The organism is Kineosporia sp. NBRC 101677, from assembly GCF_030269265.1.
Classification (GTDB): Bacteria; Actinomycetota; Actinomycetes; order Actinomycetales; family Kineosporiaceae; genus Kineosporia; species Kineosporia rhizophila.
Genome location: NZ_BSTA01000008.1, coordinates 22,053 through 43,255 on the forward strand (window position 1 = coordinate 22,053; position 21,203 = coordinate 43,255).

General features: G+C 69.9%; 17 protein-coding genes. 6 read left to right on the top strand and 11 right to left on the bottom strand.

Annotated elements, in window-relative coordinates; translation table 11 throughout:
• The first annotated feature begins 1 nt into the window (after position 1).
• The 5 genes from QSK18_RS22850 to QSK18_RS22870 are packed head-to-tail and all read left to right on the top strand — an operon-like array spanning position 2 to position 7,727.
• Entirely contained in the window at positions 2 to 1,543 is a 1,542-nt protein-coding gene (locus QSK18_RS22850; RefSeq protein ID WP_232810026.1) for a HAMP domain-containing methyl-accepting chemotaxis protein, read from the top strand.
• On the top strand, positions 1,540 to 3,666 hold the full coding sequence (locus tag QSK18_RS22855; protein WP_285623047.1) for a hybrid sensor histidine kinase/response regulator: 2,127 nt from the start codon (positions 1,540 to 1,542) through the stop codon (positions 3,664 to 3,666). The genes QSK18_RS22850 and QSK18_RS22855 overlap by 4 nt, the downstream gene beginning before the upstream one ends.
• Positions 3,663 to 4,766 carry a chemotaxis-specific protein-glutamate methyltransferase CheB gene (gene cheB, locus QSK18_RS22860; protein WP_232810024.1) on the top strand — a complete coding sequence of 368 codons (1,104 nt, stop codon included), beginning with the start codon at positions 3,663 to 3,665 and terminating at the stop codon, positions 4,764 to 4,766. The genes QSK18_RS22855 and cheB overlap by 4 nt, the downstream gene beginning before the upstream one ends.
• Complete coding sequence (locus QSK18_RS22865) at positions 4,763 to 6,718, top strand: response regulator (RefSeq protein WP_232810023.1); 1,956 nt, start codon at positions 4,763 to 4,765, stop codon at positions 6,716 to 6,718. The genes cheB and QSK18_RS22865 overlap by 4 nt, the downstream gene beginning before the upstream one ends.
• 16 nt (positions 6,719 to 6,734) lie before the next feature.
• Positions 6,735 to 7,727 carry a phosphotransferase gene (locus QSK18_RS22870; RefSeq protein WP_285623051.1) on the top strand — a complete coding sequence of 331 codons (993 nt, stop codon included), beginning with the start codon at positions 6,735 to 6,737 and terminating at the stop codon, positions 7,725 to 7,727.
• On the opposite strand, the gene QSK18_RS22875 is transcribed toward QSK18_RS22870, so the two are convergent.
• From QSK18_RS22875 to QSK18_RS22920, 10 genes are all read right to left on the bottom strand, one after another.
• On the bottom strand, positions 7,703 to 8,206 hold the full coding sequence (locus QSK18_RS22875; protein WP_285623055.1) for a mycothiol transferase: 504 nt from the start codon (positions 8,204 to 8,206) through the stop codon (positions 7,703 to 7,705). The genes QSK18_RS22870 and QSK18_RS22875 overlap by 25 nt on opposite strands.
• A gap of 19 nt (positions 8,207 to 8,225) precedes the next feature.
• Entirely contained in the window at positions 8,226 to 9,485 is a 1,260-nt protein-coding gene (locus tag QSK18_RS22880; protein WP_285623058.1) for an Nramp family divalent metal transporter, read from the bottom strand.
• Positions 9,486 to 9,618: 133 nt separating this feature from the next.
• Positions 9,619 to 11,268 carry a chaperonin GroEL gene (gene groL, locus QSK18_RS22885; RefSeq protein WP_285623061.1) on the bottom strand — a complete coding sequence of 550 codons (1,650 nt, stop codon included), beginning with the start codon at positions 11,266 to 11,268 and terminating at the stop codon, positions 9,619 to 9,621.
• Positions 11,269 to 11,338: 70 nt separating this feature from the next.
• A complete protein-coding gene (locus QSK18_RS22890; protein ID WP_285623063.1) occupies positions 11,339 to 12,364 on the bottom strand; it encodes an NAD(P)-dependent alcohol dehydrogenase in 1,026 nt (341 codons plus the stop codon).
• Positions 12,361 to 13,092: an iron-sulfur cluster assembly protein gene (locus tag QSK18_RS22895; RefSeq protein ID WP_285623066.1), complete on the bottom strand. Its 732-nt coding sequence runs from the start codon at positions 13,090 to 13,092 to the stop codon at positions 12,361 to 12,363. The genes QSK18_RS22890 and QSK18_RS22895 overlap by 4 nt, the downstream gene beginning before the upstream one ends.
• Positions 13,089 to 14,144, bottom strand: a complete 1,056-nt coding sequence (locus tag QSK18_RS22900; protein WP_232810016.1) for an amidohydrolase family protein — start codon at positions 14,142 to 14,144, stop codon at positions 13,089 to 13,091. Before QSK18_RS22900 ends, QSK18_RS22895 begins: the two co-directional genes overlap by 4 nt.
• Before the next feature lie 86 nt (positions 14,145 to 14,230).
• Complete coding sequence (mimD, locus tag QSK18_RS22905; protein ID WP_232810178.1) at positions 14,231 to 14,569, bottom strand: propane 2-monooxygenase effector subunit MimD; 339 nt, start codon at positions 14,567 to 14,569, stop codon at positions 14,231 to 14,233.
• A 5-nt stretch (positions 14,570 to 14,574) separates the two neighbouring features.
• Complete coding sequence (locus tag QSK18_RS22910; protein WP_232810015.1) at positions 14,575 to 15,687, bottom strand: aromatic/alkene monooxygenase hydroxylase subunit beta; 1,113 nt, start codon at positions 15,685 to 15,687, stop codon at positions 14,575 to 14,577.
• Positions 15,688 to 15,696: 9 nt separating this feature from the next.
• The gene (locus QSK18_RS22915) at positions 15,697 to 16,755 is read right to left on the bottom strand and encodes a 2Fe-2S iron-sulfur cluster-binding protein (protein ID WP_285623072.1); all 1,059 of its coding nucleotides are present in this window, start codon (positions 16,753 to 16,755) and stop codon (positions 15,697 to 15,699) included.
• A gap of 69 nt (positions 16,756 to 16,824) precedes the next feature.
• Positions 16,825 to 18,471: a ferritin family protein gene (locus tag QSK18_RS22920; protein WP_232810013.1), complete on the bottom strand. Its 1,647-nt coding sequence runs from the start codon at positions 18,469 to 18,471 to the stop codon at positions 16,825 to 16,827.
• Positions 18,472 to 18,640: 169 nt separating this feature from the next.
• Between QSK18_RS22920 and QSK18_RS22925 the strand changes: the two genes are divergently transcribed.
• Entirely contained in the window at positions 18,641 to 20,482 is a 1,842-nt protein-coding gene (locus tag QSK18_RS22925; protein WP_269809855.1) for a GAF domain-containing protein, read from the top strand.
• An 8-nt stretch (positions 20,483 to 20,490) separates the two neighbouring features.
• On the opposite strand, the gene QSK18_RS22930 is transcribed toward QSK18_RS22925, so the two are convergent.
• Positions 20,491 to 21,129, bottom strand: coding sequence for a hypothetical protein (locus tag QSK18_RS22930; RefSeq protein WP_285623083.1), 639 nt, complete (start codon positions 21,127 to 21,129; stop codon positions 20,491 to 20,493).
• Between the last annotated feature and the right edge of the window lie 74 nt (positions 21,130 to 21,203).

A 21,203-nucleotide genomic window follows, 5' to 3' on the forward strand; every position in this document is an offset into this window, starting at 1 on the left:
CATGCGACCCAACTGGACGTTCGGCCGGACCCTGGCGGTCGGCTTCGCCGTGGTGCTGCTGCTGAACGTGATCGGCGGCGCGGTGGCGCTCTACGGGCTGAGCGAGGTGGTGCGGGCCAAGGACCGGGTGATCGAGGTGGACTCCCAGCTGGAACTCATCGCCCAGAAGCTGCTCACCGCCCGGGCCGACCGGTCCGCCGAGGTGCGGGCCTACCTGCTGACCAACGACGAGACGTTCCACCGCTCGGCCGAGGCCCGCACCGTCGAGTTCGACAACCTGATCAAGACCGCCCAGGGCATGGTGCACACCGACCGGGGCCGCGAACTGGTCAGCCGGATCGACGAGGCCGAGCAGCAGTCCCGCCAGTCGATGAACAACCTGATCGAGGTCCGGGAGCAGGGCACCACCCAGGACTCGGCCGAGGCCTTCCTGGAGGCCGCCTCGACCCGGACCAACCTGCAGGACGCGCTGAACGAGTTCGCCGCGTACGAGCACGACCTGGCCCAGGACGGCATCCGGGCGGCCGACGCCGCCCAGCGCCGCGACGTGATCACCATCTGCACCGTCTACGGCCTGGCGGTGCTGGCCACCGCGCTGATCGGGCTGTACATCACCCGGCGGCTGCGCTCGCGGATCGGCGGGGCCGTGGGCCAGGTGCAGACCTCGTCGGCGGAGCTGCAGACCACCGCCAACCAGCAGGCCGTGGGGGCGATGGAACAGGCCACCGCGATGAGCGAGATCTCCACCACGATCAACGAACTGCTGGCCACCTCGCGGCAGATCACCGAAAGCGCCCAGCGGGTGGCCGCGGTGGCCGAGCAGACCGCCGAGGCCGGCGGTTCCGGCGGTGGCACGATGGCCACCGCCCAGCAGTCGATGAACGAGATCCGGCACCAGGTGCAGGTGATCGTCGACCACATGATCGAGCTCGGCGAGAAGTCGCAGCAGATCGGGGCCGTCCTCGACATCGTGTCCGAACTGGCCGAGCAGACCAACATCCTGGCGATCAACTCCACCATCGAGGCGGCCGGGGCGGGTGAGTCCGGCCGCCGGTTCGCTGTGGTCGCCGACGAGATCCGCAAGCTGGCCGACCGGGTCACCGAGTCGACCAAGGAGATCCGCACGCTGATCGACGTGGTGCGCAACGCGGTGCACACCACGGTGATGGCCACCGAGATCGGGGCCAAGTCGGTGGACTCCGGCAGCGCCCAGTTCGAGTCCGTGACGGCCCAGTTCGACCAGATCGTGGAGCTGATGCGCACCACGATGGAGGCGGCCCGGGAGATCGAGCTGAGCACCAAGCAGCAGACCACCGCGGTGGAGCAGGTGAACTTCGCGGTCGGCAACGTCACTCAGACCACCAAGGAGAGCGAGGCCGGGTCCGGTCAGATCCTGGCCACCGCCTCGCAACTGGCCGAGCTGTCGGCCCGGCTGCGGGGGCTGATCGAACCGGACTCGATCACCCCGGCGGCCCGCCCGCGGGCGGCCCGGGCGGGCGTCGGCGGCGGCGGCGGAACGGGGAGCGGGTCGACGCCGCGGTGAGCGACCTGCTGCAGTACTTCCGGATCGAGGCCCGGGAGCTCGTCGACGAGCTCACCGTGGCCCTGTCCGAGCTGGCCCGGGGCGGACCGGCGGCCGACGCCGCCCGCACGGCGCTGCGGCACGCCCACACGCTCAAGGGTGCGGCCCGGGTGGTGGGGCAGACCGACATGGCCGACCGGGTGCACGAGCTCGAGGAGATGCTCGGGCCCCACCGCAACAGCGAACAGCCGCTGCCCACCGCCGAACTGGACCAGATGCAGCAGTTGGTGGACGGGCTCAGCGCCGGTCTGGAGCAGCTCGGCGGCAGTGAGGAACCCGCGCCGGAGGCTGCCCCGATCCCGGCTCCCCGGGCCAACCCCGAGGCCCCCGCCTCGAGCACGCTGGACCCGGCCCCGGCCGAGCGGATCCCCGACCCGCTGCCGACCGCCCGCGCCTCGCTGCTGGAGATCGACAACCTGATCAACGGTGTGGTGCAGACCCGCACCCAGCTGAGCACGGTACGCGACGGCGCGCTGCGGGCCCGCCGGCTACGCGCCGTGGCCGAGGCCACCGGCCGGCTGACCGACTCGCAGATCGAGGAACTGACCACACTGGCGCGGATTCTCGAGACCAGCGCCGACCGGATCGATCGGGAACTGCGCGAGGTGTACACCACCGCCGAGCAGCTGCGCCTGATCCCGGTCGAGACGATCGTGCCCGACCTGGAACGTGGGGTGCGGGACGTGACCGCCGCCCAGGGCAAGCGGGCCCGGCTGGAGGTGCGAGGCGCCGAGATCGCTCTGGACGCAACCATTCTGGCCGGAGTCCAGACCGCTCTGCGGCAGATCGTGCGCAATGCGGTGGCCCACGGCGTCGAGACCCCGGCGCAACGAAGGGCCCTGGGCAAGGACGAGAGCGGGCGGGTTCAGGTGGAGATCAGTCACGGCGCGCAGGGGGTGCGGTTCCGCTGCACGGACGACGGGCGCGGCATCGACCTGGACGCGGTAAGGCGCAAGCTGGTGCAGACCGGGCGGGCTCCCGACGCCGGGATCGACGACGCCCAGGTGCTCCAGCTGCTGCTCGGCAGCGGGATCAGCACGGCCGGCACGGTCAGTGAGATCTCCGGGCACGGGATCGGCCTGGACGTGGTGCAGGACGTGGTGCGACGCACCGGGGGGCGGATCGAGATCACCACCACCCCCGGCCAGGGCACCACCATCGACCTGACCACCCCGGCCACGATGACGGCGCAGGAGGTGGTGCTGGTCCGGCCCACCGAGAGCGCCGACCTGGCCGCCCTGCCGCTGCGCGCGGTCCGGCAGGCCCGCCGGATCGGCCCGGACGACTTCTCCGGGGCCCTGGCCGTGCGGCACAACGGCCGTCGCATCCCCTACGTCCCGCTGGCCGACGTCCTCACCCTCCCCGCCGACTCCGTCGGCCCGGAAGAGAACGGCCGCACCGTCCTGCTCCTCGAAGGCGGCCGGGGCCTGGTCGCGGTCGGCGTCACCCGCCTGGTCGGGACCGCCGAGGTGGCGGTCCGGGCCCTGCCCGAGCTCGCCCCCGTACCCCCGCTGGTGTGCGGCATCTGGATCGACATCGACGGCCGGGCCCGCCCCGTCCTCGACCCGGCCGAGGTGGCCGCCGTCGCCGCCACCCGCCGCCTGCCCCGGGTCAGCACCCCCGTCCCGCTCCCACCCGCCACAGCCTCCCCCACCACGGCCTCCCCCACCCCCGGCGCCCCCGTCCCGATCCTGATCGTCGACGACTCCCTGACCACCCGGATGCTGGAACGCAGCATCCTGCAGGCGGCCGGCTACCGGGTGGACGAGGCCGGGTCGGCGGAGGAGGGCCTGGCCATGGCCGCCCGCCAGCGCTACGCGGTGGCCGTGGTGGACGTGGAGATGCCGGGGATGAACGGCTTCGCCTTCATCGAGCAGACCCGCACCCGCCCCGAACTGCGGCACATGCCCTGCATCCTGGTCACCACCAAGGCCGGCCCCGAGGACCGCGAGCGCGGCCGGGCCGCCGGCGCCCGGGCGCACATCGACAAGGGCGAGTTCCACCAGAGCACCCTGCTCGACGCGGTCGCCCGGCTCGTCACCGAACACACAGCCGAACGCCCGAGCGCCGAGGATGCCGGATGAGCCCCGACGGCCGGCCGATCCGGGTGCTCGTGGTCGAGGACTCGCGCACCGTACGGGCCCGGATCGTGGCCGCCCTGCGCTCGGACCCGGCCTTCGAGGTGGTCGGCGAGGCGGGCGACGGGGAGACCGCGATCCAGGAGTGCCAGCGGCTGCGCCCGGACCTGGTCACCATGGACATGATGCTGCCCGGGCTGTCCGGGCTGGCCGCCACCGAGCAGCTGATGCAGCACTGCCCCACCCCGATCCTGGTGATCTCCAGCGCCGACAACCGGGCCGGGTTCATCGACACCATCGCCGCGCTCGACGCCGGTGCGGTCGACGTGCTGGACAAGCCGCTGGGCCGGGACACCACCGGCGGGAACGACGCCTGGGACCGCGAGTTCCTGCGTACCTGCCGGCTGGTGTCCCGGATCCGGGTGATCCGCCGGATCGGTCACCATGCCTCGGTACCCGCCGCCCGCACTCCGGAACCACTTCCCCCACAGGCAGATCCGTCTCATCCTTACTCGCTGGTGGCGATCGGGGCCTCCACCGGCGGGCCGACCGCGGTGGCCACCGTGCTGCGCACCCTGCCGGCCACCTTCGCCCTGCCGATCCTGCTGGTGCTGCACGTCCACGAGTCGTTCGGCAACGCGTTCGCCTCCTGGCTGGCCGAGGCCACCGACCGCCGGGTGCGCCTGGCGGTCAGCGGCGAACCACTCACCAACGTGCGCCCGGGCGAGGTGGTGATGGCCCCTCCGGGCCGGCACCTACGGGTACGCAGCAACACGCTGCTGCTCACCGACGAACCCGAAAGGCACTCCTGCCGGCCCAGTGTCGACGTGCTGTTCGAGTCCCTGGCGCAGTCGCACGGCCCGCGGGTGGCGGCCTGCCTGCTCACCGGCATGGGCAAGGACGGCGCCGCCGGGATGCTCGAGATCGACCGCACCGGAGGACTCACCATCGCTCAGGACGAGGCCACCTCGGTGGTGTTCGGCATGCCCGGAGAGGCGGTGCGGCTGGGCGGGGCCCAGCACGTCCTGCCGATCGACCGGATCGGGCCCGCGCTCGGCCGGCTGACCGTACCTTCCGACCTGGCGGTACGAATGAGGCCACGATGACGAACAACGGAAGCATCGGCACCGTGCTGATTCTCGACGACAGCCTGACCGTGCGGATGGACCTGGTGAACGCGTTCGGCGAGGCCGGGTGGCGCACCGTGCCCTGCGCCACGGTCGCGGCTTTCTGGGAACAGCTGGCCGCCGAGTCGGCCGACTGCGTCGTGCTGGACGTGGTCCTGCCCGACGGCGACGGCGTGGACGTCCTGCGGCAGCTGCGCACCGACCCGGCCACTGCGGCCCTGCCGGTGCTCATGCTCAGCAGTGAGGCCGAGGTGAAGGACCGGATCCGCGGGCTGAGCACCGGCGCGGACGAGTACCTGGGCAAGCCCTACGACTCCGGCTACCTGGTCTCGCGGGCCCAGGAACTGATCACCGTGCCCAGCTCGGACGCCGAGCACCCGTTACGGGTGCTGGTGATCGACGACAGCACCGAGGTGCAGGGCCGGTTCACGCAGATGCTGCAGGACAACGGTTACGAGGTGGTCCAGGCCGACTCCGGGCTGGCCGGGCTGCGCCAGGCGGCGGCCCGCCGGCCGGACGCGGTTCTGGTGGACGCGGCCCTGCCGGACATCGACGGGGCCACCGTGATCCGCCGGATCCGGCTGGACTCGGCCCTACGGGCGATCCCCTGCCTACTGCTGGCCGCCTCGGACGACGCCGGCGCCGAGCTGACCGCCCTGGACGCCGGGGCCGACGCCTTCGTGCGGGCGGGCACCGACGCGGACGTGGTGCTGGCCAAGCTCTCGGCCGCGTTGCGGACCGGGGCGGCACCCGGTCCGGTGGTGGACACGGCCAGCCTGCAGCGGCTGAAGAAGGTGGTGGCGATCGGGGCCTCCGGCCTCACCGGTTACGCCGAGCACCTGCGCGGCGAGGGGTTCGACGTGGTCCAGGCCCGATCCGGCGAGGAGGCCCTGGAACTGCTGGCCTTCCAGCGTTGTGACTGCATCCTGATCGAGGGGGCGGACGGCCTGGAGGTCTGCTCGAAGATCAAGGCGGCGCCCGGCGTGCGTGACGTGCCGCTGATCGTGATCGGCGACGACGACCGTCGGCAGACCATGATCGACGCGCTCGGGGCGGGCGCCGACGACTACGTCCAGGCCGCCACCGACACCCGGGTGCTGCTCGCCCGGATCCGCGCCCAGATGCAGCGCAAGCAGGTGGCCGACGAGCACCGGCAGATCCGCGAGAGCCTGCTGCGCAAGGAGATCGAGGCCGCCCAGGCCCACGCCGACGCCGAGATCGCTCTGACCAAGGCCGCCATGGTGGAGGAGCTGGAGCGCAAGAACCTGGAGCTGGAGGCGTTCAGCTACTCGGTCTCGCACGACCTGCGCAGCCCGTTGCGGGCGATCGACGGGTTCACCGCGATGCTGCTGGAGGTGGTCGAGGAGCACCTGGACGAGACCGGGCAGCACTACGCCGCCCGGATCCGGGCCTCGGTGAAGCGGATGAACGAGATGATCGACGACTTGATCGAGCTGTCCCGGGTGGGCCGGGCCGAGCTGTCGCGCCGCCCGGTCGACCTCGGCGTGATCGCCGGCGAAATCCTCAGCGACCTGGCCGCCGGGTCGCCCGGGCGGGTGGTGGAAACGGTGATCGGGCCGGACCTGACCGTCTCGGCCGACCCCCGCCTGCTGCGCAACGTGCTGGAGAACCTGCTGAGCAACGCCTGGAAGTTCAGTGGGGCCACCGAGGGCCCGCGGATCGAGATGGGGCGCTCGGCCGAGGGCGACTTCTTCGTGCGGGACAACGGCGCCGGGTTCGACATGGCCCAGGCCCAGCGGCTGTTCTCACCGTTCCAGCGGCTGCACAAGCAGAGCGACTTCCCCGGAACCGGGATCGGGCTGGCCACGGTGCACCGGATCGTGGAGCGGCACGGCGGGCGGATCTGGGCCGAGTCGGCCCCCGGCCAGGGCGCCACGTTCCGCTTCACCCTGCCTGACCAGCCCGGGTGACTGGCACGATGGGCCGGTGAGAGACGAACGGGTCACTGCGGCCGTCGACTGGGCCCGGGACGTGCTCGGGCCGGTGGAACTGCACCGGCTCCGCTCCCGGCCCTGGGCGGTCACCTGGCGGCTCACCCGGCCGGGCCACGCCGATGCCTTCCTCAAGTGCGCGACCGCCCGCACCGGCCACGAGGCCGTCGTGCTGCCGGTGCTGACCCGGGCCTGCCCCGCCCTGGTGCCGGAGCTCCTGGCCACCGACCCGGCCGGGCACCGGCTGATCGTGGCCTCGGCCGGGACGGTGCTGCGCGAGCGGGAAGGCGACACCTTCCGGCTGGAGGTCTGGATCCCCCTCGTGCAGCGGTTCGCCGAACTGCAGCGCAGTCTCACCTCTTACGTGGAAACGCTTCTGGAACAGGGCGTCCCGGACGAGCGCCCGCACCGCTACCTCGACCTGCTGCGCCCGTTCACCACCGCTGAGCAGGTACCGGCCGACGAACGCAATCGGCTCGCAACCCTCGCCGCCGGCTGGGAGAGGCCCACGGTCCCCCACCGCCTCCGGCTTCGGGAGGTACCCCCAGTCCTCAAAGCGCCGTTGGTTCCCCCTTCGTTGCAGCACGGCGACCTGCACGACAACAACGTGGCGGTGGACGAAGCGGGCGCCTACCGCTTCTTCGACTTCGGCGACTCGTGCGTGGCCCACCCGTTCAGCACGATGGACCTGCCGCTGATGTTCGCCGCCGAAGGCGTGGACGCCGCCGGAGTGGCCCGGCTCGAGGACGCCTACCTGGAGGTCTTCACCGACCTGGCGCCGCTGGCGCAGTTGCGCACCGAACTGCGCGCGGTGCTCGCCCTGGCCCCGCTGCACCGGGCCCTGAGCTGGCTGCGGGCCTTGAGCCCGGACGAGGCCGCAACCGGGTCCGAGGTGGTCTGGGACCCGGTTGCGGCCGCGGAGTGGGAGGAGCCGATCCTCTACTGGCTGGCCCAGTTACGAACTCAGGGCAGGATGCCGCGCACGTAGGCGGCCTGGCCGATGTGCTGGGTGTCGTCGTTCAGCACGCTGACCAGCCGCACGCCCAGCGTGACGGGCGGGTCCCAGCGCTCGTCGACCACTTGGTCCAGGTCGGCCTCCTTCAGCCCGCCCAGGTACTCCAGCGTGCGGGCGTGCACCGCGTTGTAGTAGCCGACCAGCAGATCGCCCGACTCCACCCGGACCTGCGAGACCTCCGCGCTGGACTGCGCGTACCCGGTCTCCCCGGGCTCGAAGGGCAGAGCGAACCGCTCCACCCAGCCCTGCGCGGTCCAGATCTGCTCGGTGCCCGCCACCTCGGCCACGTGGTCGTCCTGCACCCGGGTGAGGTGCCACAGCAGCCAGCCGATCGAGTTGCCGGTGCCACCCGGGCGGTGGGCGAGCTGCTCGGCGGTGAGCCCGTCGGCCACCTCGGCCACCGACTCCTTCACCCGCTCGAAACCGTCGGTCAAGAGTTCAGCTGTGTTCATACCGGGAAACTATGCCCGCTCAACCCAGAAACAGCGTGCCCAGCAGGAAAACGTTCAGTGCGACCACGGCGCCCAGCACGATCGTGGCCACCACGACCGTGCTCATCCGGTTCCGGCTCTCGCCCATCACCGCCCGGCGGCTGGTGAACCAGATCAGCGGGGCCAGCGCGAACGGGATCCCGAACGAGAGCACCACCTGACTCAGCACCAGCGCCGCGGTGGGATCCACCCCGACCGCCAGGATCACCAGCGAGGGCAGGACCGAGATGGCGCGCCGCACCCGGAGCGAGACGCTGCGGTGCAGGAACCCGGCCATGATGGTCTGCCCGGAGTAGACCCCCACGCAGGTCGAGGCCAGGCTGGAGGCGAGCAGGGCCGAGGCGAACACCCAGCTGCTGAGTTCGCCGGTGAGATCAGCGAATCCGGCGTGGGCGCCCTCGAGGGTGTCGGTCGGTGCGAGCACGGTGGCGGCCAGCATGATCGAGATGTTCACGGTGGCGGCCAGGAGCATCGCCCCGACGATCTCGCGCCGGGTGATCCGGATCAGCCTCGGCATGCTGCGCCGGGAGATCAGCGCCTCGCCCTTGGTCAGGTGGGAGTGCAGGTAGACCACGTGCGGCATCACCGTGGCCCCGACGATCCCGGCCGCCAGGTAGGCACTGTCGGTGCCCTCCAGCCGGGGCTGGAACCCCGAGGCCAGTTCGGCTCCCCCGAGGTCGGCCAGGAACGCCTGGTAGAGGAAACCCGCTGCCACCACGGCGAAACAGACGTACACGACCGGGCGGAACGCGTCGCGGCCGCGGATGTGCAGGGCCAGGATGACGAAGGCGGCCACCACCATGATCAGGGCCCCGGGCAGCAGGGGGACGCCGAAGAGCAGGTTGAGCGCGATGGCGCCGCCCACGATCTCGGCCAGGTCGGTCATGACGACCACCAGCTCGGCCTGCAGCCACAGGCCGATCCGGGCCGGCCGGGACAGGTGCCGCTTGCACTGCTCGGGCAGCGAACGCCCGGTGACCAGGCCCAGTTTCGCCGACAGGTACTGCACCAGCATGCCCACCGCGCTGGCCCCGACCACCACCCAGACCAGCATGGTGCCGTACTGCGCGCCGGCCGAGACGTTGGTGGCGAAGTTGCCCGGGTCGATGTACGCCACCGCGGCCACCAGGGCCGAGCCCAGCGTGGTGCCGACCGCGCGGCGGCCGGTGCTGTTCTCGCGCACCCCGGTGGCCTGGACACCGGCGTGGACGGTCGTGGGGGTGGCCAACGGTGGATTCATCTGACTCGCTCTCTGCCTGCGGTGAGGTGGGGTGCATCGGCGCTGCACCCCACCTCACGTTTGGCCCGCTCCCGGTCGTCTTCCCGGGCGGGAGGGGGCTAGGGACGGCCTTATTACGGTGAACTCAGACCCGTCAGTAAATGTTGGACGGCCGCACCATCCCCTCGGCGAGGTCACCGAAGCCCGGCGCCACGATCGCCCCCGGGTTGCCCAGCACCTCCTCCACGATCAGAGTCTCGGTGGTGAGCAGCAGGGCGGCAATGGACGCGGCGCTCTGCAACGCCGACCGGGTCACCTTGAGCGGGTCGATGATCCCGAAGTCGAACATGTCGCCGTACTGCCCGGTGAGCGCGTTGAACCCCTGCCCCACCGGCAACGACGCCACCTCGGCGACCACCGCGTCACCGTCGTGCCCGGCGTTGATCACGATCCAGCGCAACGGCTCCTCCAGCGCCCGCCGCACGATGTCGCGCCCGACCGCCGCGTCGCCCTCCAGCGCCAGCCCGTCCAGCACCGGCTGGGCCTGCACCAGGGCCGTACCGCCCCCGGACACCACGCCCTCCTCGATCGCCGCCTGGGTGGCCTGCAGCGAGTCCTCCAGCCGGTGCTGCTTCTCGCGCAGCTCCACGTCGGTCACCGCACCCACGTTGATCACCGCGACCTGCCCCGACAGCCGGGCCATCCGCAGCCGCAGCGTGTCCTGGTCGTGCTCGTTCTCGGCCCGGGCCAGCTCCTTGCCGATCTGCTGGACCCGGGCGCGCACGGCCTCGGCGTCGCCGTCACCACCCACGATGGTGGTGCCGGCCTCGGTCACCGTGACCCGGTGGGCCCGGCCCAGGTTCTCCAGGCGCACCGAGGACAGCGACACCCCCGACTCGGAACTGACCACGGTGCCGCCCAGCACCACGGCCAGGTCCTCCAGCTCGGCCACGCGGCGGTGGCCGAAGCCCGGCGCCCGCACCGCCACCGAGTGGAAGGTGTCGTGCAGGTGGTTGGTGATCAGCATCGACAACGCCGGGCCGTCGACGTTCTCGGCCAGCAGCACCAGCGGCCGGCCGGTGCGCCGCACCTGCTCCAGCACCGGCATCAGGGTCTGCACCGAGGTGATCTTCTCGTTGGTGAGCAGGACGTAGGCGTCTTCGAGGACCGCCTCCATCCGGTCCTTGTCGGTGACGAAGTAGGGCGAGATGTAGCCGTGGTCGAACTCCACGCCGTCGGTGTAGCTCACCCCCATACCGAAGTGCGGCCACTCCTCCACCGTGACCACACCGGTGTTGCCCACCTTCTCCATCGCCTGGGCGATCACCTCGCCGATCTCGGCGTCGTTGTTGGCCGACAGCATGGCCACGTGCTGCAGGTCGGAACGGCCGCCCACCGGCACGCTGCGATCGGCCAGCACCTCGATCACCGCCGCCACGGCCTTCTCGATGCCCCGCTTCACCTGCATCGGGTTCGCGCCCGCATCAACTGCTTTCAGACCCTCCCGAACCAGGGCCTGGGCCAGCACGGTGGCGGTGGTGGTGCCGTCACCGGCCACGCCGTTGGTCTTCATCGCCACCTCCTTCACCAGCTGCGCGCCCATGTTGGCGAACGGGTTACGCAGCTGGATCTCACGGGCGATGGTGACGCCGTCGTTGGTGATGGTCGGCGCCCCGGTGAGCTTCTCGATCACCGCGTTGCGCCCCTTGGGGCCCAGGGTGACCTTCACGGCGTCGGCCAGGGCGTTGACCCCGGCTTCCAGCAAGCTTCGTGCGTCCCGGTCGAAACGCAGGTCCTTAGCCATGGTCAAACTCCATCTCCAAAGGAACAAGGCGGGCTTGTCCGACGACCAAAGAGCAGTCGCCGGACAAGCCTCACGGAATCAGAATTGCCCGGCCACGAACGTTCCCGCGGTCCAGATCGGTCAGCGCCTGGGCGAAGTCGCTCAAGGAGTAGGTAGCGGTGTGCAGCGTGACCTTGCCCCGTGCAGCCAGCACCATCAGCTCGGCCAGGTCGCTGTACGAGCCGACCAGGTTGCCCACGAAGTTGACCTCGGTGGAGATGATGTCGATGGTCGGCACCGAAAGCGTTCCGCCGTAGCCAATCACGTAGTAGTTCCCGGCCCGGCGCAGCATCGCCACCCCGTCTTCCAGAGCGCCGCCCTCACCGACGAAGTCGATCACCGCCTCGGCCCCGTTGCCCTCGGTGAGGTCGAGCACCTGCTGCACCTGGGTGCCGTCGGCCACGATGGTGTGCTCGGCCCCGAGGTCCGCCGCCAGCTTCAGCGCATCCGCAGAGCGGTCCACCACGATCAGCCGGGCCGCCGACAGGGCCCGGAACACCTGAACTCCGATGTGCCCCAGCCCACCGGCCCCGATCACCACGGCAGTGTCACCCGGCCGAAGCACCCGGGCCGCCTTGGCCACCGCGTGATAGGCGGTCAACCCGGCATCGGCCAGAGCCGCCACGTCGGCCGGCTGCAGCGCCTGGTCCAGCTTGACCACGGAACGAGCGTTGCTGAGCAGGTATTCGGCGTACCCACCGTCGGTGTCGATGCCCGGGAACTTCGAGTTGACGCAGTGCACGTCGTCGCCGTCTCGGCAGGCCCGGCACAGCCCACAGGTGACCAGCGGGTGCAGGATCACCGGGTCGCCCACTGCCACGTTGGTCACCGCGGAGCCGATTTCGGCCACCCAGCCCGCATTCTCATGACCGATCGTGTAGGGCAGCGCAACCCCCGACTTCTGCTCCCACTGCCCCTCGATGATGTGCAGGTCGGTGCGACACACTCCAGCGCCGCCCACCTTGACGATCACGTCCAGGGGCGAACTGAGGACGGGGTCAGGCACCTCGGTGAGGACGGGTTGCGTTTCGTACTGGCCCAGTTGGACAGCTTTCATGACGCCCTCCTCCAGAGGTCGGTGACCGGGATGACGCCGGACAGCGTGCCCGGGCCGGATTCGTCGCCGTAGCGGGTGGCCAGCAGGCCCCGGCAGAAGATGCCGTTGCCGTCGATGCTCACACGCACCGTCTTGGCGAACCGCAAGTGCTTGTGGACGTCGGTCACGGGCCGGCCGGTGGCGTCCACCACGAGTGGGTCGCCGGGTTCCGAGTCGAGTCCGATCTCCGACCGTCTGCGTAGGAGCGCATCTTTGGCGGCTCCGGCCGGCAGGTCCGAGAGCCGGGCCCGGGAGAGACCCTCGACCTCCCACCCGGCGTCGAGCAGCGAACGGCACGAGCGTTCCAGGCAGGCGGTGTGGGCCTTGCGCTGGAAAGTTGCCCGCAGCTCGTCCAGTTCGCCCTCGCTCTGCCCGGGGAACGAACCGCTGAATCCGGCGTCGTCGGCCACGCCCCCGTTGATCTCGTCGGAGGCGAAGTGGTCTTCCAGGCGCACGGTCACGTCCGTGGCCCAGGAGAACCGGCTGACCACGTCGTGCGCGTCGACCACCATCAGGTAGGCGAAGTTGGGGGCGCAGAAGTAGGTGGGCAGTCGCAGCCGGACGAGCACGTGGTGTTCACTCACCCGGACCTCGGTCACGAAGTTCAGGTCGGTGATCGGCTCGTCCAGCTCCGGATCCCGCACCAGGCCGAGGGCGATCCAGACCTCCTGCTCGCGCGGCGCTCTCACGCCGTCACCGGGTCGGACACGTCGATCGGGGCCGAACCCTTGGCCGCCCCGGTCTCCAGACCGGGGGTCTTCACCTGAGCCTCCTCCGGCACCTCGAACCCGTACAGGCGCGCCGCGTTCAGCCCGAGGATCTTCTTCTTGATGTCGGTGGTGAGCACCCCGTACTCGCTCTGCATGTCTTCCGGGATCTGGAAGTCGACGAACTGCTCGATCAGCCACCGGGGCTGCCAGATCGCGTAGTCGCTGGCGAAGGTCAGCCGGTTCTCGTCCAGCCAGTAGAGCAGCTCGCCGATGATCTGGGCGAAGTAGCGCGGCCGGCTGTGGATGAACGGCATGGCCACGGCCAGGCCGCCGTAGACGTTCGGCTCCTGGGTGGCGATCCAGCAGAAGTCCTCCAGCCGGGGCAGGCCGACGTGCTCGATGATGAAGTTCAGGTTCGGGAAGGCGGTGGCCACGTCGTCCACGTCGGCCACGTCGAAGGCGTCCCGGTTCAGCGGGTAGATGGTCGGGCCCTTGTGCACGTGGATGTTCCGGATGCCCAGGGCCTCGCACTTCTCCAGGTACCGGTACGACCAGGGGTCGGTGAGCTTCCAGCCCTTCGAGTCGCCCTTCCACTCGGCCGTGTACAGCTTCACGCCCTTGAGGTTCCAGCGCTCGTGCAGGGCCTCCAGCGCGTCCAGGCCGGCCTCGCCGTCGCGCGGGTCCCAGGCGCCGTTGGTGATCAGCTTCTCCGGGTGCTTCTCGGCCAGGGCGCCGTTGCGCTCGGTGGTGTTGAAGCCGTTGATGTAGAAGTCGGTCAGGTAGGTGGGCTGGAAGATGCCCTTGTCCACGTAGCCGACCTCGAACAGGTCGTGCATCAGGTCTTCCTCGGTGTACGACCCGAACTTCTCCAGCGTCCAGACCTCCTCGGCCGGGCTCAGGTTCTTCGAGTAGTCGTAGAAGCACCCGGTGAAACCCGCTCCGTAGCGGTTCTTCTGGTTCGACTCGCCGCCGTCCCAGAAGTGGATGTGACTGTCGACGACGTAGTACTTCTCACCATCTTTTTCGTACATGATCTCTCCTCAGCCTGAACCCCGGCGGCCCGCCCGTGCGTCCGCGACAACGCACGGACAGGCCGACAGGGCCGTGAATCAGTGGATTACTCGACGACCTTCAGGTCGAAGTCGATGTACTCGGCCGCGTCCTCCGGATTGGCGAAGAGCATGGTCCGGTCGTCGAAGTGGACCATCCGCCCGTAGTGGGTGGACATGATCTCCTCGAAGTCCGACTGGTCGAAGTCGGAGCCCAGGGCCTGGGTGATCTCGTCGAAGTCGAAGGTCAGCAGACGCTCACCGTCGACCCGGATCATCGAGGGGAACTCGGCGATCTGCACCCCCTCCTTCTGCCGCATGACCTCGGCGACCACGTACCCGTTCTGGTTGTTCATCAGGGTCACGCCGCACTTGTTGGACGACCCGGTCCCGGCGCCGAACACCATGTCGCTCACCGGCTCAGCTCCTTCGGCTCGGGCAGATCGAGGTCGGACAGGACGGCCCGCAGGTCGTCCTTGGCCGCCGAGAACGACTCGGCGAAGGGCAGCACCCGCTCGGCCGGGTGCGACCAGATCGGCTGCAGCTCCTGCGCGGCGTGCAGACTCACCGGCAGCCAGGTGCTCAGCCACTCCTGCAACTGCGCCCGGTTCGCGGCGCCGTGCTCGGGATCGCGCACCAGCAGGGTGAACAGCGCTCGGGTGTAGGCCAGGTCGCGGGCGTAGTCGTTCTCCCCGGTGCCGACCAGCGAGGGCGTGACGTAGTCGCCGTTGCGGGCGCTGATCTGCATCACCAGGTGCGAGCGGAACAGCCCACCGACCAGCGACTCGTACACCACGTTGGTGGCGAACAGGGCCTCGGCCCAGTCGCCGATCGCGGTCAGCCGCTCGGCGTTCTCCCGGACCCCCTGCCACACCGGGTCGGTGTGCCAGACCGAACGGTGCGCCGAACCGTCGAAGCCGATGCCGGCCTCGCTCAGGTCCAGGTTGTACAGGGCCAGGTCCTGGGCGAAACGCAGCTTGTGGGCACTGTTCACCGCGATCGCGTTGTTGATCATGTTGGTCGGGGCGGAGCGCTGGCAGGCGACGAAGACGTGCAGCCCGAGGCCGTTCTCGGCGTGCATCCAGGCCCCGAGGTTCCGCTCCACGAAGTGCACCCAGCCCGGGGCCCACCCCTGGTAGGCCTTGGCCAGCTTGGCGTTGGCCAGGTTCTGCTGGATCTGCCGCACCACGTTGGCGTTGTTGCGGAAGATCGTCTGTTCCCACTCCTGGTTCGGGTCGCGGAACTGGTGCCAGTCGCCGGACTTCAGCGCGGTCCAGTCCTGCGGGTAGCCGCCCTCGCCGTCGGCGAAGCCGTAGATCCAGCCCTGGGTCAGGTGCCGTTCCGGATCGGGCTGGACGTCGAACGTGACGTCCTCGTAGGTGGTGGCGCGCAGTTTCGCCGGCTTGAAGTAGTTGTACGAGCGGCTGTTCGAGCTCGGGAACTCCAGGGCGCCGGCCTCGGCGTCGGTGAACTCCGGCTTGGGGAAACTGCGTACCCCTTCGGGCTTCTTCACAGGTGCTGCCATATCGGGTCCTCAGCTTTCGGAGACGCTGGTGGTGAACTTGTCGAAGTGGATCCGCTCGCCCGGCACGTCCCGGCTCTCCAGCAGAGCGATCGCGGCGTCGACCATGGGCGGCGGACCGCACAGGTAGCAGTCGGTCTCGGTGAGGTCCGGCTCCTGCCGGTCCACCACGTCGGTGATCAGCCCGAAGTCCCCGGTGACCCCGAGCGTCGCCCAGTCGGCCTCCGGCCTGTGCGAGAGCGCCGGGACGAAGCGGAAGTCCTTGATCTTCAGGCCGAGCGAGACGATCTCCGGCAGGTAGAACAGGTCCTCGGCTGTTCTGGCGCCGTAGTAGAAGACCACCGGTCGCTCGGTGCCGCTCTCGGCCAGCCGGCGCAGCAGCGACAGGATCGGGGCCATGCCCGCTCCCCCGGCGATGCAGACGATCCTGCGGTCCGAGGACGCCCGGAGCGTGCAGGAGCCGTACGGTCCGGTCAGCACGACCTCGTCGCCCGGTGCGAGCGTCGAGTCCAGCAGCCCGGAGAAGTGCCCGCCGGGGTACTTCTTGATGATGAACTCGATCTCGCCGCTCTCCTCGGTGGACGACGGGGTGGTCGCCATCGAGAACGAGCGTTTGACGTCGCTGTCGGGCAGCCGGATCTCGGAGTACTGCCCGGCCTTGTGCACGAACCGTTCCCCCTCAGCCAGTTTCAGCCGCAGCGAGACGATGTCGCCGGTCAGTGGGACCAGCGCGGCGATGGTGGTGCGCACGGTCTGGATCGGGACGGCGTCGTGCAGTTCCTCCTCGTCGAAGTTGATCAGCTCGACCGTCAGATCGCTGTACGCGTGCGTCTTGCACAGCAGCACGTAGCCCTCTTCGCTCTCGTAGTCGGCCAGCGCGAAGGTGGAGTAGCGGGCCATCTGCACATCGCCGTCGAGCAGGAACGACTTGCAGGCCGAGCACTGCCCCTCCCGGCAGCCGTGCATCAGCGAGATGCCCTGCCGGAAGGCCGCGTCCAGCACGGTCTCGTCCTCGTCGACCTCCATCTCCAGGTCGACCGGCTCGAAGTGGACGCGATGCTTGTCACCCATGGGTACTCCTTAAAAGGTCCGGTGGCGGCCGAAGCTGAGGACCGCCGCCACCGGACCGTCCTGGGATGGTCAGGCGGCGGCGGGTCGTCCGCCCGGACCGCCGGCCTTGTAGGCGGCCACCGCGGCTTCCCGCTCGGCGTCGGACATCTCGTTCAGCAGCACGTTCGGGCTCTGGAAGGTGATGCCGCGCACGTCGTCGAGCGTCCACAGCTTCTTGGGGTCGTCCAGGTCCAGGTGCGGCTGCGGGATCAGCGTCTTCCCGTCGTCGCGCACGTAGCCCAGCTGGCTGATCACGTCGGCCAGGTCCTGGTTGTGGTGCAGCGTCTCCCACTCACGGTGACCGGTCAGGCGTCCCATGTTGGGGGTCGGGCGCCCCTCGTACTCCGGCCGGAACGCCTTGATGTCGGTCCAGGCGCAGGTCTCGGAGCAGTAGGTGCGCCACTGCCCGTCCACCTTCTCGGTCACCATGTCGGGCCGGATCAGGCAGGGCACCATGCAGGTCCAGCAACGGTGCGGGTACTGGTAGTCGACGTCCTCGAAGGCGATCGGCTTGTTCCGGCCCGGGTAGCGCAGCCGGTTGTAGTTCTCCCACCAGACGCCGTACTTGTTGTACCAGCCGGGGTACTTGGTCTCGAACCACTCGAAGTCCTGGTCGGTCATCGGGTCGATCCGCCAGTAGTTCACCGGCCAGCCGGTGGCGAAGAACTGCGCCACCTCGTGCACGTAGCCCTTGTTGACGATCCGGTTCCAGGCCTCCTCGACCAGGTCGTGCGGGATCTTCAGGCCGTACTTCTCCAGCGGGATCAGGTAGCTGCGGTAGTAGTCGTCGTAGATCCAGCGGCGCCACATCTCGGCGTAGGAGTCACGGTCCTTGCGCCGGTCCTTGGTGCCGTACTCGATGAAGGTGCCGATCGCCGCGTCCACCACGCAGTGGTTGTTCCACCAGGCGTAGCGCAGGTCGCGCTCGAGCAGCTGGCGGTTCGACTCGTCGGCCAGGGCCATCAGCAGGATCGAGTAGCCGTTGCTGATGTGCCGCGACTCGTCCGACTGCACCGAGTGGAACACGGTGGGCAGCAGGTAGTCGCCGTTGGCGGCGGCCTCCGAGGGCATGGCCACGAACAACGTGTTGGTGAAGGCGGTCTCGGCCACCACGGTGAGGTAGATGTTGGCCGCGGTGATCGCGTCACCGGTGATGAAGCCCTCGCCGAACTGCCGGCCGATGGTGCCCGCGTAGTTGTTCGCGAACGCCTTCTCGCTCATGTCGAAGCCGGCCGGGTCGATGTAGTGGTTCATGTAGAGCCGCTTGAGGTTCATCTGGATCGTCGAGTGCCGGACCTCGTCGATCATCTGCACGGCCAGGCCGTTGTGGATCTCCGGGTTGGGCACCGCGTCGATCGCCATCGGCATCGCCCGGGCCGCGGAGATCTCCGGGAACGGGATGATCGACAGGAACAGCTTCTGCCACTCCATCCAGCGCTGCTGGACCTGGCGGAACATGTTGCCGCGGATCGCGCCGTCCATCGCGCCGAAGACGCGGTTGTCCTTCTCCTCCTCCATCGGGAAGTAGGAGCGCAGGATCTGCTTGAGCGGATCCTTCTTCGGGGCCTTCTCGAACGTGTAGTCGGTGCCGAAGCGGGTCGCCGGCGTGGCGAACGTGGGTTCCCACGAGAGCTCGGTGATCTTCTTGTGCGCCTTGCTGAGGCTTTGCCTACTCAACGTGCCTCCCCGGTTGTGGTCTGGATCGATCACAACCCGGGGCGAGGCCGTTCGGCGTCTCAATCTGAGACGGGCGTCACTTCCGACGGGTCAAACCGTGGCGACGCGAGTTAGTGTGCTTGACGGGAACTCCTCCCAGCTGGCGACCACAAAGGGCGGTGGGCGGCGGATGTTCGCTGGGCCGGATCAACGGTCGGAGCAGACGGGTTCGTCGCCTTCGTGGCGGCGGCGGGTGGCCGATGCCCGCGAGCGATTCCTTACCGAGCAAGAGGTTTCACCCGACATCGTGCGCGAGCCGATCCTGGCTTCGTGGTCCCGCTCGCACCGCCGGGGGCTCGAGGCCGACCGGATCGAGCTGCCCTTCGTCACCGATCTGGACACCGACTCGCCGCTGGTCACCTGTGCGGCGCCGATCCTGCGGCAGCTCGGCGAGCAGCTGCAGTCCGAACCGGTCAGCATCATCCTGACCGACGCCCAGGGCGTGGTGCTGGACCGGGTGGACTCGGACGGCGCGATCGCCCGCTACCTCGACCGGGTCGACCTCTCCCCGGGTTTCAGCTACGCCGAGCGCTGGGTGGGCACCAACGGCATCGGCACCACGCTCAGCGAGGGCCGGCCCACCCTGGTGCACGGCCCGGAGCACTACGCCGAGAACCTGGAGCACCTGACCTGCGCCGGGGTGCCGATCAAGCATCCGGTGCAGGGCACCGTGCTGGGTGCGCTCGACCTGACCTCCTGGGCCGGCCGGTCGTCCACCGCCATGATGCAGGCCGTGGCCGGCGCCTGCGCCGAGCGCATCGAGCGCGGTCTGCTCAACACCGCCGGGCTCACTGAGCTGGCCCTGTTCCGCGAGTACCTGCGCACGTCACAACGCACCAACGGGGTGGTGCTGGCGGTCAACGGCGACGTGGTGATGATGAACGAGCAGGCCCGAAGGACGCTCGCCCCGGCCGACCAGCACTCGTTGATGGAGTGGGCGGCCGACGTGCGCGACGAGTCGGCTCCGGTCACCCTGATCTGCGACCTGCCCAGCGGGCTGGTCGCGCGACTGAAGTACCGGCCGGTGACGGGGCACCGGGGGCAGCTGGGTGGGGTCATCGAGGTGCGGTTCAGCAAGCAGCCCTCGGCCGAGCCCGCCCCCGTGCTCCCCCGTCAGAACTCCCTGCCGGGGCTGGTCGGCAGCAGCGGGGTGTGGCAGCGCTGCGTGGCCGAGGTGGAGGCCTGCTACCGCAGCCGGGAATGGCTGGTGCTGTCCGGCGAGGCCGGCACCGGCAAGCTCGCCCTGCTCCGCGCGGTGCTGGCGAAGCATTCTCCGGCCGGGCATTTCCGGGTCCTGAACGGCGAGGACACCCGGACCTCGGAGGCCGTGGACACCTGGCTGGACGAGGTGGCCGGCGAGCTCACCGAAGAGGGCGCGCTGGTGATCCGGCACGCCGAGAGGCTGTCGGTCGAGGCGCTGATCGGGCTGGGCGACCTGCTGCAGGCTCACGCCCTGGGCGGGGCGAGCGACGGGGTCTGGGTCGCGCTGACCATGACGGTGTCGGACGGGCCGGGGGCGGTGCCCGACACCGAGACCGCGGCCTACCTGCTCCCCCACTTCCCGCACACCGTGCAGGTGCCGGCCCTGCGGCACCACGGCGAGGACGTGGCCGAGCTCGTCCCGTCGTTGCTGTCCGGGCTGTCGCGCAGTCACCGGCTGCGTTTCGACTTCGAGGCGATGCAGCAGCTCACCCGTGCCACCTGGCCCGGCAACGTGGCCCAGTTGCGCTCGGTGCTGCTGGAACTGCTCAACCGCCGCCGCTCGGGCACGGTGCGCGCGGCCGATCTGCCGGCTCAGGCGCGCTCGGCGATCCGCCGCCAGCTCAGTCAGCTCGAGGCGCTGGAGCGGGACGCCATCGTGCGCAGCCTGACCACGCACGGGGGCAACAAGACCCGGGCCTGCGCCGAGCTGGGCATGTCGCGCGCCACGATCTACCGCAAGATCCGCGACTACGGGATCAGCGGGGTCTGAGCCGGGATCTAGCGGGCCACCTGCTTGTCGCGCTGCTTGCGGGCCTTGCGCAGTTCCAGCCAGGCGTAGGGCCCGGCCAGCAGCACCGGCACCACGTAGCTCACCCAGCCGGGGATGGGCAGGTCCGGCAGGTCGGGCAGGTCGGGCAGCGGGACGTCCCAGGTAGGCAGCTCCGGCATGGGCACCTCGAGCTTCCACACGAACAGCGCGGCCAGGGCGGCGAAGATCAGCGGCACCGCCAGCCCGGCGGCGGCCAGGCCCACCTTGCCGGCCAGGTACTGCAGCGGGTGCTCGTTCATCCACTCGAGCTGGGCCTCGGCCCGGCTGCCGGGCTCGGGGCTGAACTGCTCACCGTCACCCCGCTCGGCGAAGGCGGCCCGGACCAGGGCCTGGTCCGCGTCTGGGCCGGAGACGGTGTGCAGAGCGACCTCCTGCACCGGGCCCGGGTAGGCCGGCAGCCGCAACCGCAACGCCCCCCGCTCCTTGCCGTTCAGCACCGGCGTGGTGTCGAACGTCTTCTTGCTCTCGATCTCGACGCCGTCGCACTCCCAGCGGATCTGCCAGCGCAGACCGGCACGCCCCGCCTCGACGGTGTGGACGTGCCCGTCCTGGTCGCTCAGGTGCCAGCTCTCCGTCGTCTGTGCCATGTCCGTGCCTCGTCTCTTCCGGTGTCCGTCTCGACCGGTATGAAACGTATTTCGAGGCACGGGGACGGGGCGTC

What these genes read in the sequence shown, in the direction of transcription:
- QSK18_RS22930 (WP_285623083.1), bottom strand. Translation starts at nt 21,129, where the DNA reads ATGGCACAGACGACGGAGAGCTGGCACCTGAGCGACCAGGACGGGCAC.
- cheB (WP_232810024.1), top strand. Translation starts at nt 3,663, where the DNA reads ATGAGCCCCGACGGCCGGCCGATCCGGGTGCTCGTGGTCGAGGACTCG.
- QSK18_RS22890 (WP_285623063.1), bottom strand. Translation starts at nt 12,364, where the DNA reads ATGAAAGCTGTCCAACTGGGCCAGTACGAAACGCAACCCGTCCTCACC.
- QSK18_RS22910 (WP_232810015.1), bottom strand. Translation starts at nt 15,687, where the DNA reads ATGGCAGCACCTGTGAAGAAGCCCGAAGGGGTACGCAGTTTCCCCAAG.
- groL (WP_285623061.1), bottom strand. Translation starts at nt 11,268, where the DNA reads ATGGCTAAGGACCTGCGTTTCGACCGGGACGCACGAAGCTTGCTGGAA.
- QSK18_RS22865 (WP_232810023.1), top strand. Translation starts at nt 4,763, where the DNA reads ATGACGAACAACGGAAGCATCGGCACCGTGCTGATTCTCGACGACAGC.
- QSK18_RS22850 (WP_232810026.1), top strand. Translation starts at nt 2, where the DNA reads ATGCGACCCAACTGGACGTTCGGCCGGACCCTGGCGGTCGGCTTCGCC.
- QSK18_RS22915 (WP_285623072.1), bottom strand. Translation starts at nt 16,755, where the DNA reads ATGGGTGACAAGCATCGCGTCCACTTCGAGCCGGTCGACCTGGAGATG.
- QSK18_RS22880 (WP_285623058.1), bottom strand. Translation starts at nt 9,485, where the DNA reads ATGAATCCACCGTTGGCCACCCCCACGACCGTCCACGCCGGTGTCCAG.
- mimD (WP_232810178.1), bottom strand. Translation starts at nt 14,569, where the DNA reads ATGGTGTTCGGCGCCGGGACCGGGTCGTCCAACAAGTGCGGCGTGACC.
- QSK18_RS22900 (WP_232810016.1), bottom strand. Translation starts at nt 14,144, where the DNA reads ATGTACGAAAAAGATGGTGAGAAGTACTACGTCGTCGACAGTCACATC.
- QSK18_RS22875 (WP_285623055.1), bottom strand. Translation starts at nt 8,206, where the DNA reads ATGAACACAGCTGAACTCTTGACCGACGGTTTCGAGCGGGTGAAGGAG.
- QSK18_RS22925 (WP_269809855.1), top strand. Translation starts at nt 18,641, where the DNA reads ATGTTCGCTGGGCCGGATCAACGGTCGGAGCAGACGGGTTCGTCGCCT.